This window comes from Aeromonas sp. 6P (assembly GCF_051919525.1).
GTDB lineage: Bacteria > Pseudomonadota > Gammaproteobacteria > Enterobacterales > Aeromonadaceae > Aeromonas > Aeromonas veronii.
On record NZ_JBQBEO010000002.1, the window covers coordinates 3,750,551 to 3,765,253 of the forward strand.

11 protein-coding genes are annotated in these 14,703 nt (G+C 59.7%); 7 read left to right on the forward strand and 4 right to left on the reverse strand.

The window, feature by feature from the left end; all coding sequences use genetic code 11:
* Nucleotides 1-77 precede the first annotated feature (77 nt).
* From mazG to rlmD, 3 genes are all read right to left on the reverse strand, one after another.
* On the reverse strand, nt 78-875 hold the full coding sequence (mazG, locus tag ACTG2J_RS17260) for a nucleoside triphosphate pyrophosphohydrolase (protein ID WP_439997707.1): 798 nt from the start codon (nt 873-875) through the stop codon (nt 78-80).
* A gap of 73 nt (nt 876-948) precedes the next feature.
* On the reverse strand, nt 949-3,162 hold the full coding sequence (gene relA, locus ACTG2J_RS17265) for a GTP diphosphokinase (protein ID WP_005335588.1): 2,214 nt from the start codon (nt 3,160-3,162) through the stop codon (nt 949-951).
* Between the two features lie 311 nt (nt 3,163-3,473).
* On the reverse strand, nt 3,474-4,796 hold the full coding sequence (rlmD, locus tag ACTG2J_RS17270; protein ID WP_113739781.1) for a 23S rRNA (uracil(1939)-C(5))-methyltransferase RlmD: 1,323 nt from the start codon (nt 4,794-4,796) through the stop codon (nt 3,474-3,476).
* Between the two features lie 153 nt (nt 4,797-4,949).
* Here rlmD and barA point away from each other — a divergent pair, with 153 nt between their 5' ends.
* The 7 genes from barA (at nt 4,950) to galE (ending at nt 13,907) form a co-directional block, all read left to right on the forward strand.
* Nucleotides 4,950-7,667 carry a two-component sensor histidine kinase BarA gene (gene barA, locus ACTG2J_RS17275; protein ID WP_439997708.1) on the forward strand — a complete coding sequence of 906 codons (2,718 nt, stop codon included), beginning with the start codon at nt 4,950-4,952 and terminating at the stop codon, nt 7,665-7,667.
* 89 nt (nt 7,668-7,756) lie between these two features.
* Entirely contained in the window at nt 7,757-8,236 is a 480-nt protein-coding gene (locus ACTG2J_RS17280; RefSeq protein WP_206901159.1) for a DUF1456 family protein, read from the forward strand.
* 18 nt (nt 8,237-8,254) lie between these two features.
* Complete coding sequence (locus ACTG2J_RS17285; protein ID WP_439997709.1) at nt 8,255-9,142, forward strand: N-acetylmuramoyl-L-alanine amidase; 888 nt, start codon at nt 8,255-8,257, stop codon at nt 9,140-9,142.
* A gap of 155 nt (nt 9,143-9,297) precedes the next feature.
* On the forward strand, nt 9,298-9,765 hold the full coding sequence (locus tag ACTG2J_RS17290) for a Dps family protein (protein ID WP_439997923.1): 468 nt from the start codon (nt 9,298-9,300) through the stop codon (nt 9,763-9,765).
* A 283-nt stretch (nt 9,766-10,048) separates the two neighbouring features.
* Entirely contained in the window at nt 10,049-11,698 is a 1,650-nt protein-coding gene (gene hcp, locus ACTG2J_RS17295; RefSeq protein ID WP_439997924.1) for a hydroxylamine reductase, read from the forward strand.
* 111 nt (nt 11,699-11,809) lie between these two features.
* Entirely contained in the window at nt 11,810-12,799 is a 990-nt protein-coding gene (locus tag ACTG2J_RS17300; RefSeq protein WP_439997711.1) for an FAD-binding oxidoreductase, read from the forward strand.
* A 94-nt stretch (nt 12,800-12,893) separates the two neighbouring features.
* Complete coding sequence (galE, locus tag ACTG2J_RS17305; RefSeq protein WP_439997713.1) at nt 12,894-13,907, forward strand: UDP-glucose 4-epimerase GalE; 1,014 nt, start codon at nt 12,894-12,896, stop codon at nt 13,905-13,907.
* 68 nt (nt 13,908-13,975) lie between these two features.
* Here galE and ACTG2J_RS17310 read toward each other — a convergent pair whose 3' ends face one another.
* The gene (locus ACTG2J_RS17310) at nt 13,976-14,677 is read right to left on the reverse strand and encodes a phosphatase PAP2 family protein (protein ID WP_439997715.1); all 702 of its coding nucleotides are present in this window, start codon (nt 14,675-14,677) and stop codon (nt 13,976-13,978) included.
* Nucleotides 14,678-14,703: the final 26 nt, after the last annotated feature.

A 14,703-nucleotide genomic window follows, 5' to 3' on the forward strand; every position in this document is an offset into this window, starting at 1 on the left:
ACAGTATACCAAAAACCCCTCTCCCAAACAATGAGCAAAAATCTATCAGGCTCACCGCCCCCCCATCTTGCGCCAAATCAACTTTGCTCGGTTTCCTTCGCCTTATCCCAGGCGGCATCCAGCTTTTCGAGGGTGCAATCGGTCATTTTCAAGCCTTCTGCGGCGATTATCTGCTCAACCTGACGAAAACGACGTTCGAACTTGGCGTTGGCACCGCGCAGCACCTGCTCCGGATCCTTGCCCAGATGACGCACCAGATTGACGGTGGCAAACAGCAGGTCGCCGAGCTCGTCGCTCACCCTCGCCTCGTCCACATCGGCCATCAATGCCTCTTCCATCACCTCGTCGATCTCTTCGTGGATCTTGTCCACCACAGGCCCCAGCGTCTTCCAGTCAAAACCGACAGTGGCGCAGCGTTTCTGAATTTTGGCGGCGCGAGTCAGGGCAGGCAGCGCCTGTGGGATATCGTCCAGCACGCTCTCTTTGTCGAGGGCCGCCCGCTCTTTGGCCTTTTCCGCCTCCCAGTTCGCTTTTACCGCCTGCTCGTTGGAGAGATCTGCATCGGAAAAAACGTGGGGATGACGGCGAATGAGCTTTTCACTCACCGTATCGACGATATCGGCAAAGTCGAACAAGCCCCGCTCTTTACCCAGCTGGGCGTAAAACACCACCTGAAACAGCAGGTCGCCCAACTCCCCTTTCAGCCCCTGCCAATCTTCGGTCTCGATGGCATCGGCCACCTCGTAGGCCTCTTCCAGGGTGTGCAGCACTATGGTCTGGAAGTCCTGTTTCAGATCCCAGGGACAGCCGTTTTGCGGATCACGCAAACGAGCCATGATGTCGAGCAGTTGGGGCAGATCGTAACGTTGGGACATGGGATATTCGCTTTCGATTCGTTCAAAAAGGGTCGTAAATGCAGACCGGCCACTGGGGCCGGTCGGTTCGATATCAAAGCCGTTTGGCGCTGATCACGTCGTTAAGCTGACTGAGCTTGGCCAACGCCCGGTTGAAGGCGTTGATGTTGTAAATTTCCAGCTCCATGTCGATCTCGGCGGTCTGTTCGCGCACATTGGAGCGTGAGCGCACCCCCATCACATTGATCTTCTCGTTGGCCAGCACGGTAGTGATATCGCGCAGCAGGCCGGAGCGATCGTTGGAGATGATCCGGATGGTGAGGCCATAGCCGCCGGAGTAGTTCTCCCCCCACACCGCATCGATCAGCCGCTCCGGGTTGCGACGTGACAGCTCTTTCAACTGCTCGCAATCTTCCCGGTGGATCGAAACGCCGCGCCCCATGGTGATAAAGCCCTGAATGGAGTCCCCAGGGATCGGCTGGCAGCAGCGGGCAATATGGGTCATCAGGTTGCCGACCCCTTCCACCACTATGTGGTCTTTGGGCTTGTGGCGCATCGGCGCATTGGCCTTCTGCTCCAGCTTCTCCAGCAGGCGGCGATCTTCCTCTTCCGCCGTCGGCTTGTTGTAGCAGGTGTCGAGATAGTTGAGCACCTGGTTGATGCGGATATCGCCGCTGCCGATACCGGCTAGCAGATCGTCGGTGCTCTCCAGATTGAAGCGGCGCAGCATGTTGCCCTTGTCGATCTTGGACATGCTGAGGTTGTGGCGATCCAGCTCCTTCTCGAACAGCTCGCGACCGGCCACGATATTCTTGTCCCGATCCAGTTTTCTGAACCAGGTCGCCACCTTGGCCCGCGCCCGGCTGGAGCGCAGGAAGCCGGCGTTGGGGTTCATCCAGTCGCGGCTCGGGTTCGGCTCTTTCTGGGTGATCACCTCCACCTGATCGCCGGTCTGCAGCGCATAGGTGAACGGCACGATGCGGCCGTCAATCTTGGCGCCGATGCAGCGGTGACCGATCATGCTGTGGACGTGATAGGCAAAATCGAGCGGGGTGGCGCCAGCTGGCAGGTCGATGACATCCCCTTTCGGGGTAAATACGTAGACTCTGTCCTCGAACACCTGACTGCGCAGATCTTCCAGCAGGGAGCCGCTCTCGGAGAGATCTTCCTGCCAGGCGAGCAGCTTGCGCAGCCACTCGATCTTGTCTTCGAAGGTGTTGGCCTTGCCGCCAGCCTGTGCCCCTTCCTTGTAGCGCCAGTGCGCCGCGACGCCGAGTTCGGCATCCTGATGCATCTGGTCGGTACGGATCTGGATCTCGACAGTCTTGCCCTCCGGCCCCACCACTACGGTGTGGATCGACTGATAGCCGTTGGGTTTGGGGTTGGCGACATAGTCGTCAAACTCGCGAGGAATGTGGTGGAACTGGGTATGCACGATGCCGAGCGCCGCATAGCAATCCTGCAGCCGCTTGGTCACTACCCGCACCGCGCGCACGTCGAACAACTCGTTGAATTCGAGGTGCTTCTTCTGCATCTTGCGCCAGATGCTGTAGATGTGTTTCGGCCGACCGTACACCTCGGCGTCAACTCCCGCCTCTTTCAACCCATTACGCAGGGATTGCACAAACTCGCGGATGTAGCGCTCGCGGTCGAGCCGCTTCTCGTCGAGCTGCTTGGCGATCTGTTTGTAGGTATCCGGGTGCAGGTAACGGAAGGCGAGATCTTCCAGCTCCCACTTGAGCTGGCCGATGCCCAGACGGTTGGCGAGCGGTGCATAGATGTTGGTGATCTCCTGGGCCATCAGCACCCGGGTCTCTTCATCTGCCGTCTTCGCTTCCCGCAGGCAGGCGATCCGCTCCGCCAGCTTGATGACCACGGCGCGCACATCCTCGACCATGGCAAGCAACATGCGGCGCACGTTGTCGACCTGCTCCGGCGAGGTTTCGCTGCGATGGAGGGTCTGCAGGGAGCGGATGGCCTCCATCTCCAGCACCCCTTCCACCAGCTTGGCGATCTTGGAGCCGAAATCCTCGTCCATCCGCTCCTGGCTGATGAGACCGGCTTCGACGAAGGGGTAGATGATGGCGGCCTTGAGGGTACCGATATCCATGCTGAGCATCTGCAGGATACCCACCATTTCGATGCCGCGCACCAGCAGCTTGCTGGTCAGCGCCTCGTCACCGAGCGTCAGACAATACTGGTAGACGGTTCGCAGCTGATCCTTTTCACTGTCACTCAAGGAGAGCGAGCTGACCCACTCTTCCAGGGTGAAGTTGTCTTTCAAATGAATATCGCGAACCGCAACCATGGTATCAATCCTTTAAATTATCGGGCCGAAAGCTGTCACTTTCCCCCCTCATGAGATTGCCTCAAATGGGGATATCCAGCGCACTTTTCAAGGCATATTGTCCAGAAAGACAATAGAGCGCGCCAACAGGCCCTGCCGAACGACGAGGTTCTAGATTACCCCAATCACATCAGCTCAAACAGCCGCAGACATGCCAGATTACATATCCGCATCGCCGTACCGATGAGCAGGATTACTTCATATACACACCTGCTCAAAGAGTAACGAACATGCCGGATGACCTATCCGGCATCGCCGAACTGATGAGTCATTTACTCCCGTTCAAACAGCGCCATGGACTCCAGATGACCGGTGTGAGGGAACATGTCGAGCATGCCGAGGCGCACCAGACGGTAACCCCCTTTCACCAGCACCTGACTGTCCCGCGCCAGGGTGACCGGGTTACAGGAGACGTAGACCACCCGCTTGGGTGAAAGTTTCACGACGTGTCCCATCACTTCCAGTGCGCCGGGGCGAGCCGGATCCAGCAGCACCAGATCAAACCCTTCCCGCGCCCAAGACATGCCGACGATGTCATCGCTCAGGTCGGCTTTGTAGAAACGGGCATTGGTGATGTCGTTGCGACGGGCGTTCTCTTCGGCCCGCTGCACCATGGCCAGTTCACCTTCCACACCCACCACTTCGCGAGCCTGACGGGCCAGCGGCAGGGTGAAGTTGCCGATACCGCAGAAGAGATCGAGCACCTTGTCATCCTTGCTCGCCCCGAGCCATGTCAGCGCCTGCTCAACCATGCTCTGGTTGATGGGGCCGTTGACCTGAATGAAGTCACCCGGAGCAAATGCAAGAGACAGGCCATCCAGCGAGTAGGATGGGGAAAATTGTTGCTGCAGCGCTTCGATGCGATCATCGGCCGCTTGCAGATAGAGGTCGATCCCCTGCGCTTTTGCAAACTCCACCAGCAGGGCGCGATCCGCCTCATTGGGACGGCCGGTGTGGCGCAGCAGCATCATGATCCCCTGCTCGGCCTGGATAAGCTCCGCATGGCCCAGCTCGCGCTGGCTCTTGAGGCGATTGAGGCACTCACGCAGCGGGGCAATCAGCGCAGAGAGCGGCTCGGCCAGTACCGGGCACCCTTCGATTTCCACCAGATCGTTGCTGTTGCGACGGCGGAAACCAACCCGGGTGCAGCGACCGTTCTTGTCAAATTTGATGGCCAGACGACAGACCCGGCGGTAGGCACGATCTTCACCGGTCAGTACCGGCTCCAGCGCCGGCGCCTTGATGTTGCCCAACCGCTCGAACAGGCTGACCAGTCCGGCCGCCTTGGCGGCTTGCTGATCGGTAACCGACATGTGCTGGGCACTGCAACCGCCGCACTCGCGATAGTGGCTGCAGAAGGGGGCGATACGATTGGCCGCCGGGGTCACCACCTGTTGCAAGGCGGCGTGACCGTACTGCTTTTTCTCTTCGGTGATGCGTGCCTTGACGGTCTCGCCGGGCAGTGCCCCTTCGACGAAGATCGCCTTGCCCTGATGGCGACCGATACCGACGCAGTGGTGATCGAGGGTGTCTATCGTAAATTCAATGCGTTGGAGCTGGGTGGACTTCTTTTGGGGCTTGAAAAACTGGGCCATAAAACTTGGTGCCTATAGGTGGCTATGTCATGATTGTGGAATCTGCTGCCGGGTATTGTCCCACAAGAATAATAGTATGACCAAATACGGCCACAGAGCCCGTGTATTGCCATCAACCCTATCGCCAACCCTGTTCACTGGTGGCCTGTTCGTATGACCAAATATGGCCTGAGAGCACGCGTTCTCGCCTTCACCATTCTGCCGACCCTGATCATCGGTGGCCTGATGGCCGGTTACTTCACCTTCCACCGCTACCAGCAGCTGGAAAACAACCTCATTGATCAGGGGATCAACATCATCGAACCGCTGGCGATCGCCAGTGAATACTGGATGACCCAGCACAGTCGAGAGTCCCTCAAGCGGCTGATTGGCCTGACCCATCGCAAGAACTCCCCCTTCATCAAGTCCATCGCGGTTTTCACCCAGGACAACCAGCTGTTCGTCACCTCGAACTACCACCGGGATTTCACCCGGCTCAGGCTGCCCGATGGCGAGCCCATTCCGGATCTGACCAGCGTGACGTTTCAGGGGGACGACATCATTTTGCGCACCCCGATCCAGGCTGAAACCAGTCTGGATGGCTTCCCACTACCCAGCGATGTAGAGCCGCCGATGATCGGCTACATCTCGATGCAGATGGCGACCGATCGGGCCATGCTGCTGCAGTACCGAGACACCTTCTTTGCGGTGATTATGGTGCTCATCGGGGTCGCCTTCAGTACCCTGTTTGGCTTCCGGCTGGTCAAGAGCGTGACCCAGCCCATCACCAACATGGTGCAGGCGGTGCACAAGATCAGGGAGGGGCGGCTCGATACCCGGGTCAGCGGCCAGCTCACCGGCGAGCTGGATATGCTGAAAAACGGCATCAACGCCATGGCCAAGGCGCTCTCCGAATATCACGAAGAGATGCAGCAGAATATCGATCAGGCCACCTCTGACTTGCGTGAAACCCTGGAGCAGATCGAGATCCAGAACGTCGAACTCGACATGGCCAAGAAGCGGGCGCAGGAGGCGGCGCGGGTCAAATCGGAGTTTCTGGCCAACATGTCCCACGAATTGCGTACCCCGCTCAACGGGGTCATCGGCTTTACCCGCCAGCTGCTGAAAACCAGCCTGACCCCGAGCCAGACCGACTACATGCAGACCATCGAGAAGTCGGCGCGCAACCTGCTTGGCATCATCAACGACATCCTCGACTTCTCGAAGCTGGAAGCGGGCAAGTTGCAGCTGGAGCATATCCCCTTCAGCCTGCGCGACACCCTCAACGAGACCATGCACCTGCTCGGCCCCAGCGCCCACGACAAGCAGCTGGAACTCTCCCTGCGGGTGGATGCCGATGTGCCGGACTACCTCACCGGCGACCCCATGCGTCTGCAACAGGTGCTGACCAACCTCACCGGCAACGCCATCAAGTTCACCGAACAGGGCAACGTGGATGTCCATATCGAGCAAACCGACAGTGGCAACCACAAGGTGAGGCTCAACGTCCAGATCCGCGATACCGGCATCGGAATCTCCCAGGAGCAGCAACATCAGCTGTTCCAGGCCTTCAATCAGGCCGACTCCTCCATCTCCCGCCGTTATGGCGGCACGGGCCTGGGCCTCGTTATCACCCAGAAGCTGGTGCAGCAGATGGGCGGCCAGATCCGCTTTGAATCGGAGCTCGGCAAAGGCTCCATCTTCTCGTTCAGTCTGGATGTGGAGGTCTCCCCCCTGCCCCAGACCGATCAACTGCCGCTGGATCGGATCCGTGGCAAACGGCTCTGGCTGCTGGAGCCGGATCCCTTCGCGCAAGCCTCCCTGCTCGCCCTGCTGGCGGAGTGGCACCTCGATGTGCACCCACTGACCAGCGATGATCCCTGGCCCGAGATGAGCGAGCAGGAGATGGTGATCATCGGCAGCAGCACCCTGCATACGCCGCAGCAGGTGCTCGGCCGTCTCGACAAACTGAACGGCCAGCAGCAGAACACCATAGTACTGCTCAGCAGCCACGAGCCGGCGCTCTATGAAGCGATGCTGGCCCATGGCGCCCAGCACTGTCTCTCCAAACCGGTCAACCACCGCAAGCTGCTGCACGCCCTGCTCTCGCCGGAGTCGAGCCGCCAGAAGCTGCCTGCTCAGCCTGCGCCGCGCCAGTTGCAGCCGATCAAGGTGCTGGCGGTGGACGACAACGCCGCCAACCTCAAGCTGATCGCCGCCATGCTCAAGGAGATGGTGAGTCAGGTGGTGGTGTGCAAAAACGGCAAGGAGGCGGTCAAGCAGGCCCAGAGCCAGCCGTTCGACATCATCTTCATGGATATCCAGATGCCGATCATGGATGGCATCAGTGCCACCCAGGCGATCCGCAACCAGTCCCTCAACACCACCACCCCGATCGTGGCGGTGACCGCCCACGCCATCCCCGGCGAACGGGAACGGCTGATCCGGCAAGGGATGGATGACTATCTGGCCAAGCCCATCGACGAGAGCATGCTGGCCAGACTCATCACCGACTTTGCCCATCGCCGCCACCAGAGCGTCGGCGAGCAGCAGATCGACTGGGCACTGGCGGTGCGTCAGGCGGCTGGCAAGGAGGATCTGGCCAGAGAGATGCTGACCATGCTGCTGGCCAGTTTCGACGAGGTGGAACCTGTGCTGGATAGCGCGCTGGCTGGCGAAATAGAGGACAGCGAAGTGCTGGCCCAGCTCCATCGTCTCAACGGCGGCTGTGCCTACTCGGGGGTGCCCGGTCTGCAGCGGCTGCTGTCACAACTGGAGCAACAGCTGCGCGACGGCGTGCCGGTCAGCGAGCTGGAGCCCGAGCTGCTGGAGCTGCAGGATGCCCTTGATCTGGTGCGCCAGGAGGCGCCCCGTTATCTCGGCAAGGCTTGATGAGCTTGACCTGAACTGTATCGGCCCCCGCTTTTTCTGACGCGAGGGCCGCCAGATGGTAAAGTTGCGCCGTTTACACAGGAGTCAGCATGACCAACAACGATATTCTGCGCCGTCTGCGCTACGCCCTCACCATCAGCAACGATGAGATGGTCGAGATGTTTGCCAAGGGCAACCTGACGGTCACTCACGCCCAACTGCACAGCTGGTTGATGAAAGAGGCGGCGGAAGGTGAAGAGCAAGAGGCAGGCTATGTCGCCTGTCCCGACTCGGCCCTGAGCCAGTTCCTCGACGGCTTCATCATCGCCCGCCGCGGCGTGAGGGAAGATGCACCGGCCCAGGTGATCCCGAACCGGATCAACAACAATATGATCCTGCGCAAGCTGCGCATCGGCCTCAACTTCAAGGAAGAGGACATGCTCGGCACCCTCAAGCTCGCCGACTTCAACCTCTCCAAGTCCGAGCTCAGTGCCCTGTTCCGCTCCAAGGATCACAAGCACTATCAGGATTGCGGGGATCAGATCCTGCGCAACTTCCTGATCGGCCTCACGGCCAAATACCGCGGCTGACCAGACCGGGCCTTCGACATGTGCCAGCGACTCACTCCTCCCACGTTCAGCAACCTGGCTGCGGCAGGGGGATGGCGCTGGCGCTCTCTTCTTCCCCTCTTTTTTCTGCCAGTGGTTCTGCTGCTGGGTGGTTGTACTCCGTCCGAATATCAGCTCTCAACCCGCTATCAGAGCGCCAACCAGAACGAGCGGATCGCCTTTCTGATCCTCCACTACACCGACGAAGACGATGCCAATTCCTTGCGCCTGCTGACCGAGCCGGAGCACAAGGTGAGCGCCCACTACCTGATCCCCCGCGAGAGCCGCCAGACACCGCTCACCGTCCATCAGCTGGTGCCGGACAGCGCGCGCGCCTGGCATGCCGGACGCAGCCGCTGGCACCAATATGCCGGGCTCAATGCCAGCTCCCTTGGCATCGAGATCGTCAACCTCGGCTATCCAGCGGAAGATCAGCCGCTGGCCCCCGATGCCCGCCGCTGGCAACCCTATACCCCGCAGCAGATTGCCGCCGTCGGCGCCCTCAGCCGGGAGCTGGTCGCCCGCTACCAGATTCCACCGACCCAGGTGCTGGGCCACAGCGATGTCGCCCCCGAGCGCAAGCAGGATCCCGGCCCCCACTTCCCCTGGCACCAGCTCTATCTGATGTACGGAGTCGGCGCCTGGCCCGATGAAGGTCGGGTGGCTGAGTTACTGGCCAGCCCATTGACCGATTGGGATGCGGCCATGTGGCAGAAGCAGCTGGCCCGCTATGGCTATGGCCTGCCCCAAACCGGCCAGTGGGATGAGCAGAGCCGCGCCGTCATGAGCGCCTTTCAGCTCCACTTTCGCGCCAGCAAGGTCGATAGCAAACCAGACCGCGAGTGTCAGGCCATCCTGATGGCGCTGCTGGAAAAATACTTCCCCTAATACTCATCCATTGCCCCTGTTGCTGCGTACTGTTTGATAGCCATTAGCTATCAAACAGTTAGGCACAAGCAATTGTCCCTGCATTTTGCAAGGCGTTACTCTGACTGCGTTCCGAAAGAGAATTTAAAACCGATTTCCAAATCTGGAGGTGAATGATGAAAAGCCCGATTGGTCTTGATACTGCTCAATCACAAGCCCTGGCAGCCGAGTTGAACAAATTGCTGGCCAGCTACCAGATCCTCTACATGAACGTGCGCGGCTTCCACTGGAATATCCGTGGCAACCAGTTCTTCGAACTGCACCTGAAATTTGAAGAGATTTACAACGACCTGCTGCTGAAAGTCGATGCACTGGCCGAGCGCATCCTGACCCTGGACGGAGTGCCGATGCACAGCTTCAGTGACTACCTGAAAGTTTCTGCCATCCCCGAGCAAAAGGGGTTGCACGATGGCCGCGCCTGTGTCGAATCCCTGCTGGAGAGCTTCCGCGAACTGCTGGTCGCCCAGCGCCGTATTCTCGGTCAGGCCGCCGAAACCGGTGATGAGGGCACAGCCTCCATCCTCTCCGACTATGTGCAGCAGCAGGAAAAACTGGTCTGGATGCTGTGCGCTTATCTCGCCTGATAGTGAACCAAACCAGCTACAACACACGTATGCTGGTTTGAGGAAGTGCTGGACCGAGAGTCTCTATCCCGGTCCAACCCGCTTGATTGTTATGTTCTGTTGCAAACCTGAGTTGTCTTTCCTTTTATCCACCTGCTTGCCGCCCTGTTTGGGCGGCTATTTTTGTTTTTGATCTGCATCAATGAAAATTTAATTGGCAAATTGAATACCTATTAAGTTTTTCGCGAGAGGAATAGAATCGCCACAAAACAGACAACTGAAATGTCCAATTAGGAGAGGCATGATGTTTTGTGTGCAATGTGAACAGACAATTCGTACCCCGGCTGGCAACGGCTGTGCCTACGCACAAGGTATGTGCGGCAAGACGGCGGAAACCTCGGATCTGCAGGATGTACTGATCTATACCCTGCAGGGGCTCAGCGCCTGGGCGCTGGCCGCCCGTAAGCAGGGCATCATCGACCGCGAGATCGATGCCTTCGTGCCCAAGGCCTTCTTCGCCACCCTCACCAACGTCAACTTCGACTCGAATCGCATCGTGGCCTATGTCAATCAGGCCCTCGCCTATCGCCAGCAGCTGGCCGATCGTATGACCGCCATGGCGGTGCAGGTGAACGACTTGCCACACTCCGCTTATTTCGAGCCCGGTGCCGAGCTGCTGGAACAACTTGCCCATGCCGCACCAGCCGCCCCCAATCGGGGTAAAAACGAGGTGAATGAAGACATCATGGGGCTGCGTCTGCTCTGTCTCTACGGCCTCAAGGGCGCCGCCGCCTACATGGAGCACGCTCGGGTGCTGGATCAGCAAAGTGACGAGGTGGCCGCCGAATTCCACCGCATCATGAGCTGGCTCAGCACAGACCCGAGCGAAATGGGGCGGCTGTTCAACTGCGCCATGGAGATCGGTCAGCTCAACTTCAAAATCATGGAGATGCTGGATCTGGGTGAAACCAGCGCCTTCGGCCATCCGGAACCCACCCAGGTACGCGTCACCCCTATCCCCGGCAAGTGCATTCTGGTCTCCGGCCACGACATGATGGATCTCAAGCTCATTCTGGAGCAGACCAAGGGGACAGGCATCAACGTCTACACCCATGGCGAGATGCTGCCCGCGCTAGCCTACCCCTTCTTCAAGCAGTACCCCCATCTGGTGGGCAACTACGGCTCCGCCTGGCAGAACCAGCAGAAGGAGTTTGCCAACTTCCCGGGCGCGGTGGTGATGACCTCCAACTGCATCATCGACCCGAACGTGGGCAACTACTCGGATCGCATCTTCACCCGCTCCATCGTCGGCTGGCCGGGCGTGACCCATCTGGAGGGGGATGATTTCTCCGCCGTGATCACCAAGGCGCAAGCGCTGGAAGGTTTCAAGCACACCGAACTCGAGCACTTCATCACCATCGGCTTTGCCCGCAACGCCCTGATGCAGGCCGCACCCGCGGTGATTGATAAGGTCAAAGCCGGAGAGATCAGCCACTTCTTCCTGGTGGGGGGTTGTGACGGCGACAAGGCCGAACGCGCCTACTTCACCGAGTTTGCCAAGGCGGCTCCGCAGGACAGCCTGCTGCTCACCCTGGGCTGCGGCAAATACAAGTTCAACAAGCTCGACTTTGGCGACATCGGCGGCATTCCGCGTCTGCTGGACGTGGGTCAGTGCAACGATGCCTATTCCGCCATCCAGTTGGCGCTGGCACTCTCCGAGGCGTTCGAGTGTGGGGTCAACGATCTGCCGCTGACGCTGGTGCTCTCCTGGTTCGAGCAAAAAGCCATCGTCATTCTGCTCACCCTGCTCTCCCTCGGGGTGAAGGACATTCGTACCGGCCCGACCGCCCCCGCCTTCCTCACCCCGGCCCTGCTCAAGGTGCTGGAGGAGCAGTTTGGCCTGAAAGGGACCACCACGGCCGAGGCTGACCTGGCCGAGATCCTGGCGGCCTGATCGGCTCCTCATGTTGTAAGCGTTTGGCGAGCCGCCCGGCTCGCCTTTTTTCTGGATCCAGCTTTTTCACCAGACGTTTTTCAAACTGTTTCAAACCTAAGGAGCCTTGTGATGACCTCTCTCACGCTCACCTGCATTGGCCGCCAACAGAACACCCACGACGTCGTGAGCTGGCAGCTGGCACCCGTTACAGGCAGCCTCCCTCCCGTGCTGGCTGGCCAGTGCATCACCCTGCACACCGAGATCGACGGCCAGCCGGAGTGCCGCGCCTATACCCTCTCCTCCAGCCCGCAGGATGCCTGCTGGCAAGTGACCATCAAGGAGGTGGGACGGGTCTCCCGCCATCTGCACCAGACCTTGCAGGTGGGAGACAAGATCCGGGCTGATGGCCCGTTCGGCGATTTCAACCTGACCAACCTCCCTTGTGAACGACCGCTGCTGCTCAGTGCCGGTTCCGGCATCACCCCCATGTGGGCCATGCTGCGGGACGAGCTCGCCAAACGACCGGATGCCGATATCCGCTTTATTCATAGCGCCCGCTCGCCAGCAGATGTGATCTTCGCAGATGACTTGGCAGCATTGGCCGAAGCTCATCCCGGTGTACGCCATGCCCTGATTCTGGAACAGGCCCCAGCAGATCACCCCTGGATTGGCCGACTCACTCCCGCCATGCTGGCCGAATTGGCCCCAGATCTTCGCGAACGCCATGTCTATCTCTGCGGCCCAGCTCCCTATATGGCGGCGGTCAGCAGCATGCTGGCTGAGCTGGGACTGCCGCCGGAGCAGCTGCATCAGGAGTCCTTTGGCCTTCCTCCAGCAGAGCCTGCCACAACCACCAGCGACCACTTCTGGCTGACCCTGAAAAAGAGCGGCAAAAAGGTGAAGATCCTGCCGGGTCAGACCCTGCTGGCGGCGCTAGAAGCTGCAGGCGAAACCATGATGGCTGCTTGCCGCGCCGGGGTATGTGGCAGCTGTCATTGCACCACCACAGGTGACATCGAGCGCCAGAGCGTGATGACATTGAGTGCGCAGGATCTGGAGAGCGGCGTGGCTCTGGCCTGTTCCTGCACTGCGAAAGGGGATATCAGTCTCGATTATTGAGATACACAAAGGGCTTCATTGGCATCTCAACCTTTTCCTGAGCGGGCAGGGCGGGTAGACTCTGCCCCAGTTTCACCAGAACACGGGATAAAAAATGACAATACTGGTTACAGGGGGCGCCGGCTATATCGGCTCCCACACCCTGGTTGAGCTGCTTAGCGCCGGGCAGCAGGTCGTGGTGCTCGACAACCTCTCCAACTCCTCACCGGAGTCACTCAAGCGGGTCGAGCAGATCACCGGCAAGCCGGTCACCTTCATCGAAGGGGATGTGCTGGACAGAGCCTGCCTGCAGCAGCTGTTCGCCAACCACCAGATCGAATCGGTCATCCACTTCGCCGGTCTCAAGGCGGTCGGGGAGTCGAGCCAGATCCCGCTCACCTACTACCAGAACAACATCAGCGGCACTCTGGTGCTGTGCGAAGAGATGGCCAGGGCCGGGGTTTTCCGCCTGGTATTCAGCTCCTCGGCTACCGTCTATGGCGATCCCGCCTCGGTGCCGCTGCGGGAAGATTTCCCCACCAGCGCAACCAACCCCTATGGTCGCTCCAAGCTGATGGTGGAGGAGATCCTCCGTGATCTCGCCAAATCCGATCCCCGCTGGGCCATCGTACTGCTGCGTTACTTCAACCCGGTCGGCGCCCACGAGAGCGGCCTGATCGGTGAAGATCCCAACGGTATCCCCAACAACCTGCTGCCCTATATCAGTCAGGTCGGCGTGGGCAAGCTCAAGGAGCTGGGGGTATTTGGCAACGACTACCCGACCCCGGATGGAACCGGCGTACGTGACTACATCCATGTGGTGGATCTCGCCATCGGTCACCTGAAAGCACTGGCACGCATCAAGAGCGACACCGGCGTCTTCACCTACAACCTGGGCACAGGTCAAGGCTACTCGGTACTGGAGATGGTCAAGGCGTTTGAAGCGGCCAGCGGCCGACCCATTCCCTACCAGATCAAACCCCGTCGCCCGGGCGACATCGCCGAGTGCTGGGCAGAGCCGACGCTGGCCCGTGCCGAGCTGGGCTGGCAGGCAGAGCGCGGTCTGGAGCAGATGATGGTCGATACCTGGCGCTGGCAACGCAACAACCCGAACGGCTATCAAGGCTGATCTATCCGGGTAGATAACAAAACGCCCCGACATTTTCATGTCGGGGCGTTTTATTTTGCGACGTTCAATCAGTGGGTCTGACTGCGCAGCAGCGGCACACGGGCCAATCGGGGGGCGATGCGCTCTATCAGCCGATCCGTCAGCGGGGTCAGCAGCAACCAGGGCAGGCAGAGGGTCGCCAGCCCCAGCGCGCCGACGTAGACATCGGTAAACCAGTGAGCCCCAGCCAGAATGCGCGGCGCGGAAAAGATCGGCACCATCAGCAATGCGGTGACTCCCGCCCAGCGCGGCAGATAGCGCAAGGCGTAGCCGGCGAAGATCATCAGGAACAGGGCGTGATCCCCGGGGAAGCTGTCACCGGAAGAGTCCTTGGTCGGAATACCGCTGATCTGGGTCAGCCGAAGCGCATCGGCCACCATCAGGGTCGGGCTGGGTCGCTCCACCGGCAATCGGTGACCAAGCTGGTTGATCACTAACGCACTCAGCAGCATCACTATACCCATCGCCACCAGTTGGCGACGCCCCGCCAAATCCCGGGCGACGAAGCAGCGGGCCAGGATCAGCCCCATACAGGCCAACACCGCCAGATCGAACAGCCGGTTATTGGTGATGGCCACCAGATCGGCCCACAGAGCCGACTGGCCGAGCCAGCCGTTAACGGTATGAAAAATCGCGAGGTCCCACTGATCCCAAGGACCATGAGCGGGCAGCGCAGCCCAACTGATGGCCACCAGACCACCGACCAGATAGCAAAGCAGGAACTTGCCCATGGGGACTCTCCTTTGGAAAAGGGCGA